The 23,431-nt window shown below is 48.5% G+C and carries 26 protein-coding genes; 21 read left to right on the top strand and 5 right to left on the bottom strand.

Annotation, left to right across the window (positions count from 1 at the left end; all coding sequences use genetic code 11):
• Position 1: 1 nt before the first annotated feature.
• Positions 2-544 (bottom strand): DUF1599 domain-containing protein, encoded by a 543-nt coding sequence (locus QZ303_RS01585; RefSeq protein ID WP_295728145.1) that lies wholly within the window; start codon positions 542-544, stop codon positions 2-4.
• A 28-nt stretch (positions 545-572) separates the two neighbouring features.
• On the bottom strand, positions 573-1,610 hold the full coding sequence (holA, locus tag QZ303_RS01580; protein ID WP_295728142.1) for a DNA polymerase III subunit delta: 1,038 nt from the start codon (positions 1,608-1,610) through the stop codon (positions 573-575).
• Positions 1,611-1,741: 131 nt separating this feature from the next.
• Here holA and QZ303_RS01575 point away from each other — a divergent pair, with 131 nt between their 5' ends.
• On the top strand, positions 1,742-2,215 hold the full coding sequence (locus QZ303_RS01575; protein ID WP_295728193.1) for a type I restriction enzyme HsdR N-terminal domain-containing protein: 474 nt from the start codon (positions 1,742-1,744) through the stop codon (positions 2,213-2,215).
• On the opposite strand, the gene QZ303_RS01570 is transcribed toward QZ303_RS01575, so the two are convergent.
• Positions 2,203-2,817 carry a porin family protein gene (locus QZ303_RS01570; RefSeq protein ID WP_295728138.1) on the bottom strand — a complete coding sequence of 205 codons (615 nt, stop codon included), beginning with the start codon at positions 2,815-2,817 and terminating at the stop codon, positions 2,203-2,205. The two genes, QZ303_RS01575 and QZ303_RS01570, sit on opposite strands and share 13 nt — an antisense overlap.
• Positions 2,818-2,918: 101 nt before the next feature.
• Between QZ303_RS01570 and QZ303_RS01565 the strand changes: the two genes are divergently transcribed.
• From QZ303_RS01565 to QZ303_RS01500, 14 genes are all read left to right on the top strand, one after another.
• Positions 2,919-4,130, top strand: coding sequence for a site-specific integrase (locus tag QZ303_RS01565; RefSeq protein ID WP_295728134.1), 1,212 nt, complete (start codon positions 2,919-2,921; stop codon positions 4,128-4,130).
• 425 nt (positions 4,131-4,555) lie between these two features.
• Positions 4,556-5,098 (top strand): UpxY family transcription antiterminator, encoded by a 543-nt coding sequence (locus tag QZ303_RS01560; protein ID WP_300300893.1) that lies wholly within the window; start codon positions 4,556-4,558, stop codon positions 5,096-5,098.
• A 14-nt stretch (positions 5,099-5,112) separates the two neighbouring features.
• The gene (locus QZ303_RS01555) at positions 5,113-5,640 is read left to right on the top strand and encodes a hypothetical protein (RefSeq protein ID WP_295728129.1); all 528 of its coding nucleotides are present in this window, start codon (positions 5,113-5,115) and stop codon (positions 5,638-5,640) included.
• 63 nt (positions 5,641-5,703) lie between these two features.
• Entirely contained in the window at positions 5,704-7,026 is a 1,323-nt protein-coding gene (locus QZ303_RS01550; protein ID WP_295728126.1) for a UDP binding domain-containing protein, read from the top strand.
• A 25-nt stretch (positions 7,027-7,051) separates the two neighbouring features.
• On the top strand, positions 7,052-8,356 hold the full coding sequence (locus QZ303_RS01545; RefSeq protein ID WP_295728124.1) for a hypothetical protein: 1,305 nt from the start codon (positions 7,052-7,054) through the stop codon (positions 8,354-8,356).
• Between the two features lie 78 nt (positions 8,357-8,434).
• Positions 8,435-9,655: a lipopolysaccharide biosynthesis protein gene (locus QZ303_RS01540; protein WP_295728120.1), complete on the top strand. Its 1,221-nt coding sequence runs from the start codon at positions 8,435-8,437 to the stop codon at positions 9,653-9,655.
• Positions 9,633-10,745, top strand: coding sequence for a glycosyltransferase (locus QZ303_RS01535; protein WP_295728117.1), 1,113 nt, complete (start codon positions 9,633-9,635; stop codon positions 10,743-10,745). The genes QZ303_RS01540 and QZ303_RS01535 overlap by 23 nt, the downstream gene beginning before the upstream one ends.
• Before the next feature lie 275 nt (positions 10,746-11,020).
• Positions 11,021-12,016, top strand: coding sequence for a glycosyltransferase family 4 protein (locus tag QZ303_RS01530; protein WP_295728115.1), 996 nt, complete (start codon positions 11,021-11,023; stop codon positions 12,014-12,016).
• Positions 12,003-13,256: a hypothetical protein gene (locus QZ303_RS01525; RefSeq protein WP_295728113.1), complete on the top strand. Its 1,254-nt coding sequence runs from the start codon at positions 12,003-12,005 to the stop codon at positions 13,254-13,256. Before QZ303_RS01530 ends, QZ303_RS01525 begins: the two co-directional genes overlap by 14 nt.
• A complete protein-coding gene (locus QZ303_RS01520; protein ID WP_295728110.1) occupies positions 13,222-14,058 on the top strand; it encodes a glycosyltransferase family 2 protein in 837 nt (278 codons plus the stop codon). Before QZ303_RS01525 ends, QZ303_RS01520 begins: the two co-directional genes overlap by 35 nt.
• 159 nt (positions 14,059-14,217) lie before the next feature.
• The gene (locus tag QZ303_RS01515) at positions 14,218-14,877 is read left to right on the top strand and encodes a DUF4145 domain-containing protein (protein WP_295728108.1); all 660 of its coding nucleotides are present in this window, start codon (positions 14,218-14,220) and stop codon (positions 14,875-14,877) included.
• Positions 14,878-14,968: 91 nt separating this feature from the next.
• The gene (locus QZ303_RS01510; protein ID WP_295728106.1) at positions 14,969-16,072 is read left to right on the top strand and encodes a glycosyltransferase family 4 protein; all 1,104 of its coding nucleotides are present in this window, start codon (positions 14,969-14,971) and stop codon (positions 16,070-16,072) included.
• Between the two features lie 140 nt (positions 16,073-16,212).
• Positions 16,213-16,746: a CatB-related O-acetyltransferase gene (locus tag QZ303_RS01505; protein WP_295728103.1), complete on the top strand. Its 534-nt coding sequence runs from the start codon at positions 16,213-16,215 to the stop codon at positions 16,744-16,746.
• Between the two features lie 48 nt (positions 16,747-16,794).
• Entirely contained in the window at positions 16,795-17,562 is a 768-nt protein-coding gene (locus tag QZ303_RS01500) for a glycosyltransferase family 2 protein (protein ID WP_295728100.1), read from the top strand.
• A gap of 166 nt (positions 17,563-17,728) precedes the next feature.
• Here QZ303_RS01500 and QZ303_RS01495 read toward each other — a convergent pair whose 3' ends face one another.
• Positions 17,729-17,980, bottom strand: coding sequence for a GlsB/YeaQ/YmgE family stress response membrane protein (locus QZ303_RS01495; RefSeq protein WP_295728097.1), 252 nt, complete (start codon positions 17,978-17,980; stop codon positions 17,729-17,731).
• A gap of 126 nt (positions 17,981-18,106) precedes the next feature.
• Positions 18,107-19,996, bottom strand: coding sequence for an ABC-F family ATP-binding cassette domain-containing protein (locus QZ303_RS01490; protein WP_295728094.1), 1,890 nt, complete (start codon positions 19,994-19,996; stop codon positions 18,107-18,109).
• Positions 19,997-20,236: 240 nt separating this feature from the next.
• Here QZ303_RS01490 and QZ303_RS01485 point away from each other — a divergent pair, with 240 nt between their 5' ends.
• From QZ303_RS01485 to QZ303_RS01460, 6 genes are all read left to right on the top strand, one after another.
• Complete coding sequence (locus QZ303_RS01485) at positions 20,237-21,259, top strand: sugar kinase (protein WP_295728092.1); 1,023 nt, start codon at positions 20,237-20,239, stop codon at positions 21,257-21,259.
• A 56-nt stretch (positions 21,260-21,315) separates the two neighbouring features.
• The gene (locus tag QZ303_RS01480) at positions 21,316-21,984 is read left to right on the top strand and encodes a bifunctional 4-hydroxy-2-oxoglutarate aldolase/2-dehydro-3-deoxy-phosphogluconate aldolase (protein WP_295728089.1); all 669 of its coding nucleotides are present in this window, start codon (positions 21,316-21,318) and stop codon (positions 21,982-21,984) included.
• 153 nt (positions 21,985-22,137) lie between these two features.
• Positions 22,138-22,335: a YtxH domain-containing protein gene (locus QZ303_RS01475; protein ID WP_295728087.1), complete on the top strand. Its 198-nt coding sequence runs from the start codon at positions 22,138-22,140 to the stop codon at positions 22,333-22,335.
• Between the two features lie 30 nt (positions 22,336-22,365).
• Positions 22,366-22,578, top strand: coding sequence for a YtxH domain-containing protein (locus QZ303_RS01470; RefSeq protein WP_295728085.1), 213 nt, complete (start codon positions 22,366-22,368; stop codon positions 22,576-22,578).
• Between the two features lie 99 nt (positions 22,579-22,677).
• The gene (locus tag QZ303_RS01465) at positions 22,678-23,052 is read left to right on the top strand and encodes a phage holin family protein (protein ID WP_295728082.1); all 375 of its coding nucleotides are present in this window, start codon (positions 22,678-22,680) and stop codon (positions 23,050-23,052) included.
• Between the two features lie 4 nt (positions 23,053-23,056).
• Positions 23,057-23,359: a hypothetical protein gene (locus QZ303_RS01460; RefSeq protein WP_295728080.1), complete on the top strand. Its 303-nt coding sequence runs from the start codon at positions 23,057-23,059 to the stop codon at positions 23,357-23,359.
• The last annotated feature ends 72 nt before the right edge of the window (positions 23,360-23,431 follow it).

Raw genomic sequence — 23,431 nt, 5'->3', positions numbered from 1 at the left:
ATCATTTTTTGACTGCGAGCTTGATGAGTGCGAAGGCTGCATAATTAATCATATCCTTATAGTTCGCATCAAGGCCCTCGCTTATGAGCGTGGCCCCTTTGTTGTCCTCAATCTGTTTGGTGCGCCATAATTTCTGGAGAATTATGTCGGTAAAGGATGAAACGCGCATCTTGCGCCATGCTTCATCGTAGTCATGGTTCTTGTCGAGCATCAGAGAAAATGCGCTCTTGAGGTGTCGGTCATATAGTGCAAGGGCTTCATCTACGGAAAGGTCGGCAGTGTCGGCCCATCCTTTCTCAAGCTGGATCAATGCGATTACTCCATAGTTTACTATTCCTATCCACTCCGGGATGACTCCTTCTTCCACCCGATGCTCTCCTTTTGTCTCGAGTGAGCGTATGCGTGCCGCCTTTATATATATTTGATCGGTCAACGATTCCGGACGCATCAACCGCCACGATGAGCCGTAGTCGATAAGCTTTTTCTCGAATATGTCACGGCACATGGCACCTGCCATGCTGAATTCTTGTGCTGTATCTGCCATATTATGATATATGTAGTCAACTATATTGTCAATTGATCACACCCCGTGCGGTGAGGATTCGGAAAGTCAGGTCGTGCATTAGATCGTATGGGTCCTGACGGGATCCGACTCCTTTTGTCGAGGCATCGGTGCGGCGCAGCGCACGCAGGATTTCTACCACCTGGCGGGCGTTGTACTGCCTCATGCCGTTTTTATAGTCTTTCGACAGCCAGTTGCCCTTGCGCCCTAATGCTGCGCATAGCGAAGGCTCACTTTTGTCTCGGGTGTAATGGATAATCAAAAGGTTTGAGAAAAATGTCCACATCATGCCCAAAGTCGGAGGAAATGGGTTGTCCTTGGGATTACGACGGAAATGGTCGATTATGCGGAATGCGGTCTTTCCGTCGCGTAACGATATGGCATTGAGCAGTTCGAAATTGTTGAAGTCCTTGCTCATGCCGATATGGCTCTCTATTACTTCCGGTGTCACCATGGCACCGCGCGGAAGAGCCACCGTAAGTTTCTCAATCTCATTATAAAGCCTCGAAAGGTCAGCGCCTACATAGTCGGCCAACATGGAGAGCCCCTTCTCTTCCACGTGCAGCCCCTTGCCGGTAATCACGTGGCGTATGGCATCGATAAGCGCCCTGTCGCGGAGCTTGATTGCCTCGAACACGACCCCGCCTGCGGAAGAAATCTTTGCCGGCAGATCCTTCGACTTGACTTTTGCTCCGCGTCCGCACACCACAAGTGTGGTGGTCGAGGTAGGAGTGGAGAGGTAGCCTGCAAGCCTGTCGAGCTGCGCCGCCGGCATGGACTGTGCCTCTTTAAGGATAACGACCTGTCGGTCGGACATCATTGGATAGCGGCGGCAGGCATCGATCACAGTGTCTATGTCGGTCTCCGGCCCGTAGAGAGTGTAGAGATTGAAGTCTCGGTCGCTTTCCGGCACTATTTTCTCGAATTCCTCCACAAGCCGGTCAATAAAAAATCCCTCCTCGCCATGAAGCAAGTAGGCGGGAGCGTATTTATGAGTGCCGAGCATAGCCATCAGCTCGGCATACGTGACGGTCTTGGTTGCTGCCATAGCTTATATAAGCCTGAGAATTTTTAAATCGGTTTAATGCCCGGATGCCCGGAAATTTTTGTAAATTTACAAAAAGTTTCCTATACTGCAATCATCACCTTGCTCATATGAATACTTCTCCATGCCATAGCATAACTCCGCTCAATCTTCCGCCGCTCGACGTTTCACGGCTTCGCAGGAACGGGGACGTTGTGGAGATATTTGATCCGTTGCGTGGCAAGCATGTGGCATTGACCCCCGAGGAATGGGTGCGTCAGCATTTCGTCGGCTATATGATGAGTGCCAAGGGATTCCCGGCTGCCCTTATCGCAAATGAGATAGGCCTCACTTTGAACGGGACGAGACGTAGATGCGACACTGTCGTATTCGACCGTAGCGGAAAACCGATGATGATAGTGGAGTATAAGGCTCCGGGGGTGGCGGTGACCCAGAAAGTGTTTGATCAGATCGTGAGATACAATATGGTGCTCCGGGCGAGGTATCTTACCGTTTCCAACGGCTTGTCTCATTACTGTTGCCGCATAGACTATGCCACGCATTCCTATGCGTTCCTGCCCGAACTGCCGGACTTTTCCACCTGCTGCGGCGATAATCAGAACAGGTAGGTGACGCGTATGTCCATCGTACGGTTCTTGGCGCTGAAATGATCGAGCAGCTTGGTCTGTTCGGCATATACCATGCCCCAGGTAAAGGAGTATGACACCTGCCAGTTGCGTTTGATTTCCAGGCCTCCGCCGACAGTAAGCCCCATTTCGCCGTTGGCGTATTCAAGCGCCTTTATATGGCTGTGCCCGAAAAGGAGGCTGAAAGAGGGACCGCCGAACACGAATGGCGCGACATAGTCCTCAAGACCTGCCATCCTGGTCCATTTGAAACGGAGGTGGATGGGGATTTCCAGATAATGCAGGTAGCTGCGTACTGTGCCGAACTCGCGCCACACTTCCTTGTCGCCGAGATGGAGCTTCGCGCCACGCATCTCATAGTAGATGCCGGAACTTATTCCGAAACCGATGCCCGGAAATATAACCTCGGTGGCGACACCCGCCGACATGCCGCATACTTTGTTGACCTCGAAAAGCGACTGTTTGAACTTGAGTGTCGACATGTTGATGCCGAGCATAGGTCCATAGCGTAACTCTGCCGTGGCCTGACGCGGAGCGCTTAATATAGCGACGAGCACTGTAAGTGCGACTAAAAGTCTTTTCATTTCAGATTGAATTTGTCGGCAAAGTTAATAATATTTCCCATAAATCCCCGCTTGCGCACAAAAAAGGTTATTTCGCCTGCTGAATCCAACAACAGACTATTATGGCATCGATCAAAGTGAAATTACGCCAATCCTCCGTCGCAGGCAAGGATGGCACAGTGTTCTACCGGATACACCACCGCAGGCAGACGAGGCAGATATGCGCGGACATACACATTAATAATAAGGAGTGGGACTCCTCCCGGTCGGCCATCGTCATACCCGCCGGGTGCGATTCCGAGAGGGCCGCATCTCTGAATGCCGCGAGAGAATCCCTGCATTCCGATCTGGCGAGGCTGCGCTACGTCATCGACCGCCTCGATGACGCAGGTGTCGCCTACAGTGCCGGCGACGTTGTGGAGCGTTTTCGGTCGCCTGGCGCCGGTGTCGTGTCGTTCACGCGCAAGCTCGTCGACGACCTGAGGAAAGTGGGCAAGAAAAACATGGCCCGACGCTACGAGACGTCTCTTAACAGTTTCCTGCGCTTCACCGGCAACAGGGAGGTGGCATGGGGCGACTTCGACTCCACCCTCACCGCCGGCTACGAGGAGTATCTGCGACGCCGCGGATTGTGCCGCAACTCCACATCCTTCTATATGCGCAACCTCCGCTCCATCGTAAACCGCGCCCTCGAGCGCGACTGCGCTGTCCCGGGCAATCCTTTCAAGCACGTCTACACCGGCATCGACAAGACCGTCAAGAGGGCCGTAAGCCTCAAGACCATCTGCATCATCCGCGACATGGAGCTTGGCGGCTCGCCCCACCTCGAGTTCGCGCGCGACGTGTTCATGTTCGCGTTCTACACCAGGGGCATGTCGTTCATCGACATCGCCCACCTAAAGAAATCCGACCTTGCCGACGGAGTGATCACCTACCGGCGCCGAAAGACTAACCGCCCCATACAGGTGCGCATCGAACCGGAGACGGCTACCACCATAAAGCGTCTGGGCGCATGCGGCTCTCCCTACCTCCTGCCGATAATCACCGACGACTCCGGGAGCGAGGAGGCGCAATGCCGAAACGCCTATTTCCGCATCAACCGCAATCTGAAAAAGATAGGCGAGATGCTCGGGCTGAAAACCCGGCTCACGCTCTATGTCGCCCGCCACGCATGGGCGAGCATCGCCCACCACAACGATGTCCCCGTCTCTACCATAAGCAAGGCCATGGGGCACGACTCGGAGACGACAACGCTCATCTACTTGAGCACGATTGATTCGTCGGCGGTTGATGCGGCCAACCGCAAGATAATGACATTGATGAAAAAAGGGTAGGGCGGCCACGCTTGCGGCCCACGTGTGTTTTAAAAATGATAACTCTCTTGGGAAGAAACTGATACGACACGATATGTCCCTGGTTTTCAGCATGAAAGTTGCGATGGAAATAACCATTGCGCAACTCCGACATGCATTTTCGTCAAACATATCCGCGCCTGAAAGCAAAAATCCAAAGGCAAAACATGGCTATTTCAACTATAATCGCTACCTTTGCGGTGTCGTATCAGTTTCTTCCCAAGAAACATGCGCACAGTACGGATTAAAACCAATCGCACACACGTGACAGAAAAGGTAACCCGCCGAGGCCCGTCAGTCAAGGCACTCCGGCATCCTTTCTTTTTGTACCGAGACTGCAACTGCTTGACTTTCAAAACCGTTTGAAGTCAGGCAGGACTTGAAAAATTATCCGCACCCCACGAAACATGCCTCTCGATCCTTCCGAAAAACAATGGTTTGCCATGCGCGACCTCAGTCGCCGCAACGCCAACGTCATGGCGCATGACACCCTTCGCGGAGAAGGTCTGGAGGTGTTCACCCCCTTGACCGAACTACTCATCACCATACGTGGACGCCGACAGAGACGTCTCGTCCCCGTCATACAGGACCTGCTCTTCGTCCACGAGTCAAAGCGGCGTCTCGACCCGTTCGTGGCCCGCTGCCCCAACCTTCAGTACCGCTACTGCCTCGGCAAGACCGCCGACGAACCGGCCACCGTGCGCGAGGCCGACATGCAGCGTTTCATCCGTGCCGTCGCCTCCACCGACGCCCCGCGCTACTTCATGCCCGGCGAACTCACCGACGCAATGCGCGGCCGGCGCGTCCGCATCATCGGCGGACAGCTCGACGGCTTCGAGGGACACCTCCTGTCCGTGCGCGGAATGCGCACACGCCGGCTCATCGTCGAAATTCCCGGACTCATCTCCTCCGCCGTAGAGGTGCAGCCCGAGTTCATACAATTCATCTGACCGCACACCCACACATGGCTCCCGGACTCGAACTACAGCGGCGCATCGCCGAGAAAAAAGCCGTGATCGGCATATTCGGGCTCTCGCAGCACGGCTTGCGCATGGCCGTCAGCTACGCCCGCGCCGGGTTCAAGGTCATATGCCTCGACCTGCGCGATTTCAAGGTCGATATGCTCCGCCGTGGCATAAACTTCGTCCGCGACATATCCGACTCCGAGCTGCTCGCCCTCGTCAAGCGCGGGCTTATCGTAGCCACCCCCGACTTCTCCCTCCTCCGCACCGTCGACTACCTCGCCATATGCGTCCCGTCGCGCGAGGCCGCCGCTCATGATGCTGCCGGCGCCGCTTCCGACGGCTCCCCCTCCTGCGACATCGCCGCCATCTCCGGCATCGTGGCCTCCAACATCCGCCCCGGCCTTATCATCGGCATCGACGACCGCGCCGAATCCATCCCCCTGCGCTCCCGCATGGAGGCCGCCCTCTCCCGCACCGGCTTCCGCTACGGCTTCGACTACCTATTCGGCACCCTCTCCCCGCAGTAGGGTCATACCCCCCGGTGTGTCCGCATCCATCCCCGACATACAACCATCACCCATATATGACTTATGGAAAAAGAAAGATACAACATAGCCGTGGCCGGAACGGGCTACGTAGGGCTTAGCATAGCCACGCTGCTGGCGCAGCACAACCATGTCACCGCCGTCGACGTGATCCCCGAGAAGGTCGACCTGATCAACAACCGCAAGTCGCCCATACAGGACGACTATATCGAGAAATACCTCGCCGAGAAGCAGCTCGACCTTACCGCCACGCTCGACGGTGCGGCGGCATACCGCGATGCCGACTTCGTGGTCATCGCGGCCCCGACAAACTACGACCCCGTCAGGAACTACTTCGACACCTCCCACGTCGAGGAGGTCATCGACCTCGTCCTGTCGGTCAACCCCGGCGCGGTCATGGTCATCAAGTCGACAATCCCCGTGGGCTACTGCCGCTCGCTCTACCTCAAGTACGCCGCACGCGGCGTGGAGCGCTTCAACCTGCTCTTCTTCCCCGAGTTCCTGCGCGAGAGCAAGGCGCTCTACGACAACCTCTACCCCTCGCGCATCATCGCCGGCATACCCAAGATCATCGACGACCCGCGCTTCGACGGGGAGAACTCCGCCATACTCCGCGTGGCCGACATCGACCGCCTCGACCGCGCCGCCCACACATTCGCTGCCCTCCTCCGGCAGGGTGCGATCAAGCAGGACATCCCGACGCTCTACATGGGCATGAAGGAGGCCGAGGCCGTCAAGCTCTTCGCCAACACCTACCTCGCCCTGCGCGTGAGCTACTTCAACGAACTCGACACCTACGCAGAGGTCAAGGGCCTTGACTCGCAGGCCATCATCGAGGGTATCGGGCTCGACCCGCGCATCGGCACGCACTACAACAACCCCTCGTTCGGCTACGGCGGCTACTGCCTGCCCAAGGACACCAAACAGCTCCTGGCCAACTATGCCGACGTGCCGCAGTGCATGATGTCGGCCATCGTGGAGAGCAACCGCACGCGCAAGGACTTCATCGCCGACCGCGTGCTGCGCATGGCCGGGTGGTACGACTATTCGTCGCAGACCTCCTACAGCCACGCGCCCGAGCAGGAGTGTGTCATAGGCGTGTACCGCCTCACGATGAAGTCGAACTCCGACAACTTCCGCCAGTCGTCCATCCAGGGCGTGATGAAGCGCATCAAGGCCAAGGGTGCGACGGTCATCATCTACGAGCCGACCCTCCCCGACGGCACCACCTTCTTCGGCTCTCGCGTGGTCAACGACCTCGCCGAGTTCAAGCGCCTCTCCCACGCCATCCTCGCCAACCGCACTTCCCCTGACCTCGCCGACGTGGCTTCCCGCGTCTATACCCGTGACCTCTTTTCCCGCGACTAATTATAAAATCTCATACAATAAAATCATGTGGATCATTGACAAAGCTCGGAGAATTAAAACACAGTTACAGATAGAGCATTATCTTGACTTACCTACATCAAAAATCTCCTCAGAGAGGCAAAAATCTCTCTGTTCCTTGTTGCGAGATGCACAAAAAAATGTTCCATTCTACCGCCAATTACTCGCGAATCAATGTATAACTTATAAGAATTGTTTTAATATTCTTCAGTCTTTACCTATAATATCAAAATGCGATTTGCAAAATAATCCATCAATGATTGCCAATTATGTTAGAGACAATTGGAAGTATTGGTTAAATACTGGAGGATCAACAGGAGTTCCCCTTAGATTCCCCATTGGAGGTAGATCAAAATTTGAATTAAATAGAGAACTGTTTTGTCAAGCTGATCTCTATGTTAAAATGGCAGGGACATATAAAATAAGGATTGCAGCCGTTGATGGATCTAGAGTTGATGAGCCTCGAATTAACCATAACGAATATTGGATTGACAAAGGCGAGAATTTCCCATATGGCAAATTTCATTATTCGACACTTCATTTAAACGATAAAACTTTCTACTATTATTTACAACACCTAAATTATACACAACCTGACGTTATTCGAGGATATCCATCGGGCATATATGAATTGGCACAATATATTCAACATTACAGCGAACAATTAAACTTTATCCCCAAAGGGATATATCTTACCAGTGAAAACATTTTAAAATATCAAATAGACACTATTGAAGCTGTTTTTAAATGTCCCGTGTGGGGACAATATGGACATTCTGAAAGTTCCGTATTTGCTATACGCTATCCTCATAGCGATCAATACATCTGCAACCCATTGTATGGTGTTGTTGAAATAATAAAAGAAGATGGTACACATGCAAAAATTGGAGAAGTAGGAGAAATTGTAGTAACCGGTTTTAGCAATAAGGCATTGCCCTTTATACGATATAGAACCGGGGATTTAGCAGAGTATGGAGGAGAATCGAGAGATGGAGTCTTAATTAACCAACTTATGGGCCGCTCTGTAGAGTATATATTTGACAATGCGGGCAAAAAAAGGTTTCTTGTTGGATTAATATTTGGGGGACATCTTAAAGTTTTTAATGATATGTCTGCATGGCAGTTACAACAAGATAAAGTAGGAGAAATAATAGTACGTGTCGTTAAAGGTCTCACTTATTCTGACGAATCTGAAACGGAGTTAATTAATTTCTTTGAATCCAATAATATAAAGCCCAAGATACATTATATCGACAATATTATTAAAACTAAACGAGGTAAACAAATCTTTCTTATTCAAAACATAAAATAGATAAGATTGATTTAAATGTCTAGACTGAATACATACATAAGGAATTTGACAACATATTTTGGTGCTTCCTTAATTCCCATGGCATTAAGCCTGCTTTCTAATCCATGGATTGCCAAAAATATGAGCCCGGAAGATTATGCTATAAGCGGCTACTATAGTTCATACACATCACTTATCCAACCAATTATTATATTCTATCTGATTCATTATTATATTAAAGAATATTATCGAGTAGAGACATCTAAACGATTAGAATTATTTGCTATAATAGCAAGAGCAACTATTTGGTTTTCCGGAATTATCTCAATAATATGTTTCATCGGCATATTAATATATTTGAAAGTCATAAATAACGGATTTCAATTACCTATACACCCTTATCTTGCGTTAATGGTATTTTCACTTCCTCTTTGTGGTTTGATGAATTTACAATTAGCACAGTATCGAATGAAGAGAGAGGCAAATAAATTTTTTTTGCTATCGGTGGCTAATGGAGTATTGAATATCTTTCTTTCAGTTACGCTCGTTGTTATTCTGAAATTGGGAGCAGTAGGAAAACTTTTAGGGCCAATGTTATGTAATGTAATAGTTTTTTTTATAATGCTATGGAAACATCGTCATCTCTTAAAGGTCCCCACTAACCCAATCTATTTCAGACAAATAATAAGATTCTGTTTTCCATTGGCATTAAGTGCAATGTTAGGCTATTTTACTAATGGTTTTTCTACTACATATTTGGAAAAAGTTGGTGAAATTAATGAGTATGGTGTATATATTGTTGGTTATTCCATTGGAAGTTATTTGTCTGTATTTGGAACTGCAATAGGTAATACATTCCAACCCGACCTTTATGAAACTGTAATTAAGAGAAATTGGAAAAAATACATTTCAATAATAATTATTGAGATATGCATGGTGAGTGTAATCGTGTTGATTTTTATATTTCTTGCCCCATATATAATTTCCATTTTAACCGCAAATAGATATACAGATGCGACTCCATATGCTCAGGTTCTGGCACTATCTACAATAACGAGTACAATATATTATTTAAGTAATCAGTTCTCTATCGCTACAAATAAACCAAAATTGTATTTATATACTTCTATAATTGGAAGCGTTATTATTGTGTTGACGATGCCAATGGTTGTTGGTAAATGGGCTTTTTGGGGTGGAGCATGGATGAACGTGTTATCATTTTTGGTACTCACTACAATTAATATTATCCTATTACTTGGCGGCAAATACAGATTAAAAAAACATACTAACTCATCTAATGAAACTTTGCTGCTTCTTTAATTATCCTCCCTTGTATCGTCAAAGTATATACAAGAGAATAGATGATACATTTGATTGCCAATTTTACTTTGGTCGTGAAGTAGAAGGGACTACAAACAGTGGTATCAAGAAACTTGATTTTTCAATCTTTAAGAGATGCCCTAAAGAGTTTGATAACCTCATGGTTTTCGGTCGATACCTTTGGCGAAGAAAGCTTCTACGATTAGCATTTTCTAGTAATGATACATTTATCGTGACAGGAGATTTTTGTTGGACTTATCTTCCATTTCTATTTCTTTGTAAACTTATTGGAAAACGAGTATATGCATGGGGACATGGCGAAAAATCAAACAAACGCAAGGCCTGGAAGTTTGAGAAATACATTTATAGATGGTTGACTGGATATTTTACTTATGGAAATGGAGGACGTAAAAGATTGATGGAATTCGGTATTCCCGGGGAGAAAATACATGTCATATATAATTCTCTTGTAGACCATATTGATGGTGCATCTAATATTGCTTTGAAAAGTGATATCTTGAAGAAGCATTTTGGAAATGGTAATCCGACAATTGTTTTTATCGGAAGATTGACTCCTCAAAAGAAACTCGGTCGACTCTTGGATATGATGTATGCCCATAGATGTCAAGGGTTACAGTACAATATGCTTATCATAGGAGATGGATGTGAAATGGAATCGCTGAAAAAGAAAGCCGCAAAATACGAATTGACCGACACTATTTGGTTCTTTGGCGAATGCTATGAAGGTACAGAACTTAATACCCTGTTGTATAATAGCGACTTGTGCGTGTCTCCAGGTAATGTCGGTCTTACTGCTCTGCATACGATGCAGTACGGAGTTCCCGTAATATCACACGATGATTTTGAAACTCAAATGCCTGAATATGAGGCGATAATCCCCGGCAAAACCGGGGCGTTATTTAAAAAAGATGATATGCACTCTATGATAGAGGTGGTAGCTGGATGGCTGAGTAATCATTCGTCACTTGAGAATAGAAATGTTACACGAGAGGAATGTTATGCGGTAATTAACGAGTATTTCAATTCGACTTATCAGATTGAACTTTTAAAAAAAGTTTTGAAGAAATGAGAGTACTTTGGGTATCTACGTCCAATACATTCTATAATCACACCTCAGACTCTACTAACAGCTCCTATAATGGAGTAGGATGGGTAGCGGCTCAACAGATTGAGATCTTGAAACGTCCCGATATTGAGTTGGCTATCATGTTCATGACAAATCGGATTTCGGATAACCGACGTATCGTCGATGGTGTACACTATTATCCAATAGTTGAGCATGTCGGGATTTGTGCACGGTTAAAGCGATTCTACTTTCCTCCGAAGAGATCAGTATATGATAGAGTGAAAGATCAGGTAGAATCGGTATTGGCAGACTTTCATCCGGATTTAATCCATGTTTTCGGTCTTGAATGTCCTTTGAGTGAGATTATTGAGAATATCGATATTCCGTCTGTCGTGCATCTGCAAGGAATTATAAATCCGGTTGCGATTTCATACCTACCATTCGGTTTCAGTTCAGAAACTCTTAGAAAACATGGAGTATGGTGGAGAGAGAATATATTTAATAATGGTTTCAAGTATTACTATAATGAAACTCTCAGACGCTGTAAACGCGAAAAGCAATTATATAAAGTATTGAAATGCTGTACTGGGCGTACCGATTGGGACAAGGCCGTTACGGAGCTATATGCACCACAATGCCAGTACTATAATGTAAATGAAATACTACGTCCCGATTTTTACTCTACATTACCGATAAATCCAAGGGATAAAATTGAGGTATTAAAAATAGCATCCACTATAAGCGAGACAATATACAAAGGTCTTGACTTGATTGTGAAAACAGCAAAAATATTGAATGAGTTCGATATCAAGTTCGAGTGGCGAATTATTGGGGTAAAAGCTAATTCCGCGTACGTTAATTTGGTGAAACATACTCTTGGCATGCAAATTTCCTCCAACGTGGTATTCGAGGGAGTAAAGAACCCTCAGGAAATTATTGAAATATTAGATACTACCGATGTATATGTTCACCCGTCTTATATTGACAACAGCCCCAATTCTGTGTGTGAGGCGCAACTATTGGGTGTCCCAGTCATTGCCACGAATGTCGGTGGTGTATCTTCTTTGATAACCTCGGGAGAAACTGGCATACTCGTCCCTACAAATGAACCTCATATCCTTACATCAAAACTGATTGAAATCAAAAATAATTTTGAATTACGTAAGATGTTGTCTTTGAGTGGACGAAATGCAGCTCTTAAAAGACATAATTGTAATGATATAATAAATAAAATAATTGCAATTTATCAGAATCTGACAAATGCAAAAGCATAGATATCCGACAATATTTTCAGACTTCAAAAAAAACTGGTTGTTTCTTGTTATTTTGGGGATAGGGACAATACCTTCAATATTCATGGGATACAGCATGTATATTTTAGTTCTTTTGTTCCCTATTATATTATTTAATTCATCAATACGACTTAATGCACCAATAATCGTATCGTTGCTTTTTGGCATATTATACACAATTCCATTATATGCCCATACAAATCCACCTACACCATCGAATGCAGTTTTTTATATGACTTATCCGGTGCTTTTCTATATGATTCCTAATTATCTGTTGGAAAAGTTCAAAAATCCCAATAGCATGTTAATTGTACTGATAATGGTGGTGACTTGTATCGCGAGTTGGTCTATAACGGTGAATATTGAGGATACCGTGGTTTCTGGTGAATTGGTCAATATGAGGCGAGCTTTAAGTGAAAACCTTAAAGATATACAGGGGGTTACAAGTGCGACAAACCATAATATGATGTTAGCATTGGCTATAGGTGGAATAGGTATGCTTTTCTGCCAGACAAGAAGCCATTTTGACAAATCTGTTAAGGTGTATCTCATAATTCTTGGTGGCTTTGCTTTATTCTCAGCTTTTCATTTGGTGAACCGCACAGCAATAGTGTTGGTTGCGGCTGCATGCATTGTAGGCATGTTAGTCGGAGGCATATCTGCAAAAAGAGCCATCGCCCTCACTATGACTACTCTCACTCTGATAATAATCTTTAGTATCGCGATGGAAAGTTCGACATGGGTGTCCGATGTATTATCTGGTTTTGAATCAAGAGAAACAAACTCGGCCTATGGAATGACAACTGTCGGTAACCGAGATGTGAGGTGGCTAGCCGCAGTATCACAAATTCCAATTCGCCCGTTTGGTGATGACGCATTACGATTTATGGGGGGAACGACATATGCACATAACACATGGTTGGACTGTGCCATTCAATCCGGATGGATTCCATTTATATTACTCATATATATCACATGGAAAATGCTTGCTTCCGTAATCAAGGTAGTGAGTAATAAGTGTGTTTCTTTATTTGACCGCTCTTATTTGGCAATACTCACTTCCGTGATGATTCTTCAATTGATGGTTGAGCCTGGTATTCAAGGTGTTTTTCTCCTTTTCTTGATGATTTTTTTCATGTGGTCATATGCAAATGGAATGAATTATAAATATCTTATCTCAAAACGTAATGGGAACATTAGCGATATTACTTACGGTGCATGACCGTAAGGCAAAGACTATAGAATGCTTGAAGAGAGTCCATGACCAGCTTCCAATTGATGGATGGGAAACGGATGTGTATCTGACAGATGACGGTTGTACTGATGGCACACCAGAGGCTGTGTCTGAGTTGTTTCCTTTGGTTAATATCATCCAAGGGGATGGCAATCTTTTTTGGAATCGTGGAATGAGGTTGGCTTGGAAAACTGCCGCTAATACAAAAGATTATGACGCCTATCTTTGGCTAAACGACGATACAAATCTTTTGTTGAATGCAATATCTGTAATGATTTCAGCTTTGGAAAGTGAGCCTGATTCGATTATCGTTGGCTCGACTGCAAATAAGAATAATAATATTACTTATGGTGGACGATTGAACTGTAAACTAATATTACCTAACGGAGAGTTGCAACGATGTAATACTTTTAATGGCAATTGTGTTCTTGTATCAAGATATGCATTCAGTAAGATTGGAAATCTTGATAACGCTTATTCTCATTCTCTTGGAGATATAGACTATGGACTTTGTGCAGCCCGGCTCGATATAAAGGTATATGTTGCACCCGTAGTGATTGGATATTGCGAAAAAAATCCACTCCCTCCCAAATGGATGCGTCCAGAATTATCATTACATGAACGTTATAAGGCCTTATTCACTCCATTAGCCTATACTAATCCTCCTGAATATTTCCATTTCAAGCGTAAACATTGGGGAGTTTTTACTGCTTGTCTTGCCATGTGTTCAATAACGTTGCATTTATTGGCGCCAAAATTATGGCAGAATATTAAATACACCCATGGATAAATTGTATGACATTACTATATTATGGAAAAGCCACATCAAATCAGATGTTATTGCCCGCAATGTGAACGGAATACAAACCATATAGTATTGTTCTCGGCTACGGAGCGGTCGGATGACGAAGATTATTGGTGGGAAAGCACATATTCCGTGGTTAAATGCATGGGGTGTAACGGATTACAGTTCCATAAGGAGGACATTGATGAGTCAGACTTCGAATATTTCGGCGACGGTAACATTCAGCCTAATCCGAGAGTCACGACCTATCCGCGCCAAAGACACAAAGTCGCACCAATAGGCCACACCTGGGACTTGCCACCGATTGTACGCGGACTATATAAGGAGACCATGGCTTGCCTCAACAACGGACGCCTACAGCTCGCCGCCGTAGGATTCCGTGCTATCATTGAGGCCATCTGCCGAGATGCCGAAGTAGCGGGAAAGAATTTGGAGACTATGATTAACCACCTCGCCAAGGCACATATCATAACGGCCAAGGATCGCGAGCATCTCCATGCCATCCGCTTCATGGGCAACGACTCAATCCACAGTTTAAAGAAATATCGCGAAGAAGAAGTCGTAATTGTAGCCCATATTGTCAATGCAATCCTAACGAGCCTCTATATCCTCACCAAGGAGGTGGAAAACCTTGACATGAAGCCCATAAGCCGATACCCCGAGTTTGAGACCATCCTCAACGAGAGCGTAGCCAAGCGTTCGGTGGGTGAGATCGATATACTTCGCAACTTCATCAAGCATGACCGCCGCATACTCTCGGAGGATATCCCGAAGTTTGAGGCTGAACTCCAGGCTCATCGCTGACGGCACATACAAGAAACTATCACTCTGTCCATCACCTGCGGCAGGACGCTCACAGCAATATAAGATTGAAAGCCTGTAATTCTCATAAATAATGGGAAAACTCTGTATCATTTATAACTTCGCACAGCTTTATCGAGAACCAGTATTCCGGCTTATTGATTCGAACTGGGAATGTGACTGGTATTTCGGACGCAACATTACCGATATTAAAGGAATGCCTTCTGACGCCTTGAAACGTACTACGTATGTCGATAATCGCCGTCTAATAGGCCCTATGGAGTGGCAGAATGGAATCGGCAAACTGATGCGTGACAGCCGCTACGATTGCTACCTCATGCTCGGCGAGCCGATGGTGCTCTCCACTTGGTGGAATCTCATACAGCATCGCTTATTTTATCCGCGCAAAAGGGTATATCTTTGGTCTCATGGATGGTATGGCCGGGAAAATTTCGCCAAGAAATGGCTCAAACGCTTGTTCTTTGGATTGGCCGACCATGTGTTTACCTACGGCGAATATGCACGGCAGCAAGCCATCGCCCAGGGATTCGACGGCGACAAGATAACGCCGATCCACAATTCTCTCAATCATGCCGCTCAGTCGAAGTTGCGAGGTGCACTTACACCTTCTGATATATACCAAAGCCGGTTTGGCAACGATTATCCTATACTACTCTTTATCGGAAGATTAACCCATGTGAAGCGTCTTGATCAACTCCTCGATGCGCTCGACATGCTCGCCCGTAGAGGAGAGCATTACAATCTCGTGTTCATTGGCACGGGTGAAGCGCATGCAGAGCTTGAGTCTCAGACGAAGAGTCTCGACCTCGATGACAAAGTATGGTTCTACGGTGCATGCTATGATGATAACCGTAATGCGTCGCTCATCTACAACGCAGACCTATGCGTGGCTCCCGGTAATGTCGGCCTCACGGCAATGCATACAATGGTGTTCGGTACTCCAGTACTTACACATGATGATTTCCCATGGCAAATGCCAGAATTCGAGGCCATACGTCCGGGAAAAACGGGCGCTTTCTTCCATCGCGGGGATGTGGCCGCGCTTGCTGACGGAATAAGCAAATGGTTTGCCACTCACCCGGATCGCGAGGCCGTGCGCCGCGCATGCTACCGCGAAATAGATACCCGTTGGACTCCAGAATATCAACTCGATATCTTGAAGAAATACTTACGATAAATATCTTTACAATGCCTAATATTACACGGATTGTAAGTTTTGGGTTGGACTACTTAAGCAATTTTTTCAACCCCGCTATCTCAAAATTAAGTCGAGTCGAAAAGTCCGTTGTGTCAAGAAAAGCCAAAATATATCGGCATGTGAAACTCGATCATTCCAGTATCGGAGACTACACATATATCGGTCCAAACTCAAGAGTGGTTTATTCTACAGTCGGTAAATTTTGTTCTATTGCCGGAGAAGTGTGTTTGGGCTTGGCAACACATCCATTGACGTATATTTCTTCTTCACCAATATTCATCTCCACGAATAATGCCACAGGCCATCGATGGACAACGAAGAATGTAGATTTTCATGAGTACGTCCCAACAAAAATAGGTAATGATGTGTGGATTGGGACACGGGCCATTATTATGGGAGGAATAACAATTGGTGACGGGGCTGTTGTGGGAGCAGGAGCGGTCGTTACTAAGGATGTACCCCCCTATGCTATAGTGGGGGGGATACCTGCGAAAATAATTCGCTATCGGTTTGATTCTGGAACTATAGATGTATTATTGAGATTAAAATGGTGGAATTTGTCCTCCCGAATTGTCAAGAAAAATATCGGTATATTCCAAAGGGCAGATTTCATAAGGCATTTAGAATCTTTGGAGAAAGGGAGTGCGTTATAGCTCACTATTGGAGAACGGCTTTTTCACAGCAAAATATCAATCTGACGTATGAAAATTTCTATCGTCACCGCCACTTACAACAGTGGTGCGACTCTGCGTGACACCATGGAGAGCGTGTTGGCGCAGGACTACGACGACTACGAGCACTTGATTATTGACGGCGGCTCGAAGGACGATACGCTCGCTATCGTGAAGGAGATGGAGCCGCGCTACGGCGGTCGGCTGCGCTGGATCTCGGAGCGCGACCGTGGCATCTACGACGCCATGAACAAGGGCATACTGATGGCCACGGGCGACGTGGTGGGGCTGCTCAACTCCGACGATTTCTACACTTCGTCCGATGTGCTGTCGACCGTCGACCGCAACATCCGAGAGTACGATGCCGTGTATGGCGACATACACTATGTGGACCCCTCCGACCTGACGCGCCCGGTGCGCAACTACTCGTCGGCGCCATTCCGGAGGTGGAAGATGCGCCTCGGGTTCATGCCCGCGCATCCGTCGTTCTACTGCCGCAGGACGGTCTACACGCGCTTCGGTCTCTTCGACCTCGACTTCAAGGTGGCCGCCGACTTCGAGCAGCTGTTGCGCCTGATCTACGTGAACCGCATATTCACGCGCTATATCCCGAAGGATTTCGTGACGATGCGCACCGGCGGCGCTTCATCGTCGGGTCTGGAGAGCCACAAGCGCATCATCCGCGACCACATGCGCGCCTACCGCAAGAACGGCGTAAGCTCCAACCTATTCTTCGAATCGCTCCGCTACGCCTACCGCATCGGGGAGAAAATCAAGTTCGCCGTCCTGAAAAAATAGCGCCCCACACGCGGAATGAATGGCACGATGCACGCTTAGGCTGACTCTCGGTGCACCATATGTGCTCCGTGCGTTTCCTTGATAATTATAACGACAACGGCCATCCGGAAAGAAAAGTCCGGATGGCCGTTGCTCGTTTAATGGGTTTTATAGAGCGCGACCGGGGTCACCGGTTGGTGGCGCGGCTCAGGATGCCCACAATCCAGAGGAGCACCACGGCACCTACTACCGACGTGATCAGGTTGCCGATTATCCCGGCGGAGGTGATGCCGACGAGGCCGAACAGCCATCCGCCGAGCACTCCGCCTATTATGCCTACTATGAGGTTGACCACCAGGCCGAAGCCTCCGCCGCGCATCAGCTTACCTGCGACGAATCCGGCCAGAATTCCTATCAATATATACCACACGAAACTCATAATCTGTTAAAATTAAGGGGTTATAAATTACATGTGAGACAAAATCGCTCTACATGGTAACGCATCCGGAGTCCGTGCGGTTCAGCGCATGTTTAAAAACAGGGGCGTAGGCTCGGGGAGGAAGGCTCACGATTTCTCGGACAGTTCGAGCCAGCGCATCTCTTTCTCGTCGAGCAGCTCCTTTATCTTCTGATAGCGCGCCGCCTTCGCGGCGATGTCATCAACGGTGTTGCCGCTCGCGAACAGGGAGTCGAGCGCCTGTTTCTCCTGTGTGAGGCTGTCGATCTCCGCAGTAAGCTCCTCGAATTCACGGTGCTCCTTGAATGTCATCTTGTTGGCGTCGCGCTCGCGGCGTGGCTTTGCGCCGGAAGCTGCGGGTGCGGCGCTGCGGGCTTCCGTTTTCTCGCGTTCGATCTTCTCCTGTTCGCGGCGCCATTCGCGATAGTCGGAGTATGAGCCGGGGAAGTCGCGCACCTTTCCCTCGCCTTCGAGCACGAAAAGATGGTCGACGATGCTGTCGAGGAAGAAGCGGTCGTGGCTCACCACCATAAGGCATCCCTTGAATCCGGCAAGGTATTCTTCGAGCAGTCCGAGGGTCACTATGTCGAGGTCGTTGGTAGGCTCGTCGAGGATAAGGAAGTTGGGCGAACGCATCAGCACCGCCGCCAGGTGGAGGCGCGCACGCTCGCCGCCGCTCAGGGTGCTGATGTACTTCTGCTGGTCGGCGGGCGAGAAGAGGAAGCGGTTGAGAAACTGCATCGGGGAGTAGTGCTCGCCGTCGTTGACCACCACGTCCTCGGCCATGTCGGTGATGGCGTCGATCACGCGCTTGCCTTCGTCGAAGCGTATGCCCTCCTGGCTGTAGTAGCCGAAGCGCACGGTCTCGCCGACATCCCAGCTGCCGCTGTCGGCGGCCACGATGCCCTGGAGCATCTTTATGAAAGTGGACTTGCCCACGCCGTTAGGACCGATGATGCCGACGCGTTCATAGCGTGCGAAAGTGTAGCTGAAGTCGTCGAGCACCACCTTCTCGCCGAAAGCCTTGCTGACATGCTTTGCCTCGAATATCTTCGACCCGATGTAGCTTGACTTCACATTGAGGTCTACAGTCCCGTCGGCCGAGCCTGCGGCGGCAAGCTCCTGCCTGCGTGCGTTCAGTTCGTGGTAGGCATCGATGCGGTATTGCGCTTTGCCGGCTCGTGCCTGCGGCTGACGGCGCATCCATTCGGTCTCGCGGCGCAGCGTGTTCTTCACCTTCGACATCTCGGCGGCAAGGGCCTCTATGCGCTCCTGCCTGCGCCGCAGGTAGTAGTCGTAGTTGCCGTCGTAGGTGAATATCTGCCGGTTGTCTATCTCGATTATCTTGTTGGTCACGCGGTCGAGGAAGTAGCGGTCGTGGGTCACCATCAGAAGCGTGACACGGCTGCGTTTCAAGTAATCTTCGAGCCATTCGATTACCTGTATGTCGAGATGGTTGGTCGGCTCGTCAAGGATTATCAGCTCGGGGTTGCCCAGTATGACTCTCGCCAAGGCCACGCGCTTCGCCTGTCCGCCGGATAAGTGGTCGGTAGAAGCCGTAAGGTCGGTTATGCCTAGCTGGGTCAGGAGCTGCTTCACCCGATCCTCATACTCCCAGCCGCCTGCGCTGTCCATCAGATGTATGGCTTCGTTAAGCGATTCTTCATCGCCTGACGATAACGCTTCCTCATATCTGGCTATCGCATGGCACATGGCGTTGTCGCCTTGCAGGCAGGCCTGGATCACGTTGTTGCCCGGAGCAAGGGTAGGGGTCTGGTCGAGGATGCCCACGCGCAGATCGTTTCTGAAAACCACGTTTCCCGAATCGGGACTCTCTTTGCCCGCTATTATATTAAGGAGTGTCGATTTCCCCGTGCCGTTCTTGGCGATGATTCCGATCTTGTCGCCTTCATACACGCCAAACGTCACATTGTCGAAAAGCAGACGGTCTCCGTAGCTTTTGGTCAAATTTTCTATTTGCAGGTAGCTTGTTGCCATCTCTCGCTTATTGATGTTGTCGGGCGCAAATTTAAGCAAAAAAGCGATTGTATGATAAATTTATCGCAATAAATTTGCAAATAACAATCGCGTGTGGTAAATTTGCAGTGTTATAAACGTGATATCATCCCCTATGGCATGCTGCTGTGCGGGAATATGCCCAAAACTATCGTGGCGGGAGCATGATATTGACGTTAAAATATTAAATTTGCAGCACCAAATTAATCTCAATAAACAGATATGGGAAAAGTAATCACACTCGGCGAAATCATGCTTCGCCTTTCCCCTGCCGGATGCAACCGCTTCGTGCAGGTTGATAATTTTGATGTAATCTGGGGCGGCGGCGAGGCCAATGTGGCCGTGAGCTGCGCCAACTACGGCCATGAAGCCGTATTCGTCAGCAAACTGCCAAAGCACGAGATAGGGCAGGCCGCTGTAAACGCCCTGCGCCGTTACGGCGTGTCCACCGACCACATTGCCCGTGGTGGAGACCGCGTCGGCATTTATTACTGTGAGACCGGCGCATCCATGCGTCCCTCCAAAGTCATCTACGACCGCGCCCATTCAGCCATATCCGAGGCTGATCCCGAGGATTTCGATTTCGACAAAATAATGGAAGGTGCTGACTGGTTCCACTGGAGCGGCATCACTCCCGCTATATCCGACAAAGCCGCCGAACTTACACGTCTTGCCTGCGAGGCTGCCAAGCGCCATGGTGTCACCGTGTCGGTCGACCTCAACTTCCGCAAGAAACTCTGGACATCCGAAAAGGCACAGTCCATCATGCGTCCGCTCATGAAGTATGTCGACGTATGCATCGGCAACGAAGAAGATGCAGAGCTTTGCCTCGGATTCAAGCCCGATGCCGACGTGGAAGGCGGCAACACCGATGCCGAAGGTTACAAGGGTATTTTTGCCGCCATGATGAAGGAATTCGGATTCAAATATGTCGTGTCTACCCTGCGCGAGTCCTTCTCGGCCACACACAATGGCTGGAAGGCCATGATCTACAACGGCAAGGAATTCTATCAGAGCAAACGCTACGACATCAACCCCATAATCGACCGCGTGGGCGGCGGCGACAGCTTCTCCGGCGGCCTTATACACGGACTGCTCACCATGGCTGACCAGGGCGAAGCACTTGAGTTCGCAGTAGCTGCCTCCGCACTCAAGCACACTATCCCCGGCGACTTCAACATGGTCACCGTCGATGAAGTGAAAGCCCTTGCCGGTGGTAGCGCCAACGGTCGCGTACAGCGCTGATAAGTTAAGATGCCCTCTTAACCATTAAGTTGATTCTGGTTTATATTAAAGAAAAAATGGCAAGATTCGATAAGATACAGGTCCTTCAGAAGATTGGTGACACCGGCATGGTGCCGGTGTTCTATCATAAGGATGCCGAAGTGGCATGTGCCGTGGTGAAGGCATGCTACGACGGGGGCGTGCGCGCCTTCGAGTTCACCAACCGTGGTGATTTCGCCCATGAAGTGTTTGAAAAAGTAGTTAAATTTGCCGCGAAGGAATGTCCCGAGATGGCCATAGGAGTCGGATCGATTGTAGATCCGGCTACTGCGGCTCTCTACATACAGCTTGGTGCATGCTTTGTGGTTGGTCCGCTCTTCAATTCCGAGGTGTCGCGCATATGCAACCGCCGTCTCGTGCCCTATACGCCCGGTTGTGGTACTGTATCAGAAGTCGGTGCGGCCCAGGAGACCGGATGCGACCTCTGTAAAGTGTTCCCCGGCGATGTCCTCGGCCCGAAGTTCGTCAAAGGCCTGAAAGCGCCGATGCCTTGGTCGAAGCTGATGGTCACAGGCGATGTGGAACCGACCAAGGAAAATATCGAAAGCTGGATTAAGGCTGGAGTGTATTGCGTGGGCATGGGTTCCAAACTCTTCCCCTCCGACCGCGTTGCCGCTGCCGACTGGGCCTACGTCACAGCCAAGTGCCGCGAGGCGCTTGCCTACGTGGCCGAAGCCCGAAAATGATTCCGCTCTCCGGATGAGATGGTCAAGTGTGTGTGCAATTCGGTACGGCATACTGAACATTTTAGCAGAAGTTCTGTTTTAATTACAGAATATTCCGACATGGAAAATTGAGTAACATTACATAATTCATTCAAACAAAACGCTAATTTTCTTATGAAACCCTTGCACATAATCCTTTCGGTCATCGGCGGAGCAGTCGCCGGTGCGGCAGTCGGTCTGCTTTTTGCTCCTGAATCAGGCGAAACGACTCGCGACAATATACGTCGTTTCCTTAAGGAGAAAGGCTTGAATCTCCGCAAGGACAAGTTGGAAGAACTTGTCGACGAGATTGCCGATGAAATCAAGAAGTAAGCATACTCTACCGCTAATAACTACGTCGAAATGAACAATACACTCGGACTCATCAGCGCCTTTCTCGGAGGCGCAATCGTCGGTGCCGGCGCCGCTTTGATATTTGCCCCCGAAAAAGGCTCGGATCTCAGGAAGCGCATTGTAGAAATTCTTCGCAGTAAGGGCATACTTTGCTCCGATAGCGATGTCGATGCCCTTGTCGAGAAACTCACGAAAGATCTCGAAGCTGAGGTCTGCGAATGAGTTTTCCCAAGCCACATATGACAACACCGGCCGGAGTCATTCTAAAATGACTCCGGCCTATAAAATCGCCCTCACACATATATTATTTACTCCACGGCCATGAGTGAAAAAACAGAAGAAATGCGTTCCGTATGGAAGGCCATGCTGACGTATCTGAAACTACAGATTGAGAATCTTAAGCTGGTTTCTACAGAAAAGTCGGCTATATTGATGTCTACCTGCGTAGTCGCAGTCGTGTTCGGTATTCTTATGGCTTTTGCATTACTCTTCATATCCATCGGTCTTGTGCTGTTGCTTGCTACGGCATTGCCGGTATTCTGGTGCTTTATAATTATGGGTGGTGTTTATATCGTGGCCGGTATAATCGTATATTTCATGCGCACAACACTCGTCACCAATCCTATAGCGCGATTCTTGTCACGCTTGTTCCTTGACGAGCCTAATGCTGAGAACGACAATAAAAATACCATCTGAAGCCATGGCTACCGATTCATTACCCCCTCACGATCCCGCATCCTCCGCAAGGCGGTGGAACGGCTATACCATAGACGACCTGCGCTATCGTCGTGCTGTAAATCAGGTAAAGACCGAGATGATACGCGAGCAGCTTATGTCTAAGGCTTCCAAGGTTACCAACCTGAAGGCGCTTGGCGCTTTGGGCGGCAATAAGCTTTTAGGTAAGATACTCTCGGGATTCTCTATGCTCGACTATGGAATCCTGGCATTTCAGGGCGTAAAACAAGCTACACGTATTTACCGCTTCATGAAGAAGCGTAGATAAACAGTTTCGCCGGAATTTAATGGATGTTGCATGGGCATGTGACTCCAGTCGCTATGGTGACGCCTGCATTGC

This window comes from uncultured Muribaculum sp., from assembly GCF_910583865.1.
Lineage (GTDB): Bacteria > Bacteroidota > Bacteroidia > Bacteroidales > Muribaculaceae > Muribaculum.
Note: the sequence above shows the minus strand (reverse complement) of the source record. Positions and strands in the feature narration are given on the sequence as shown.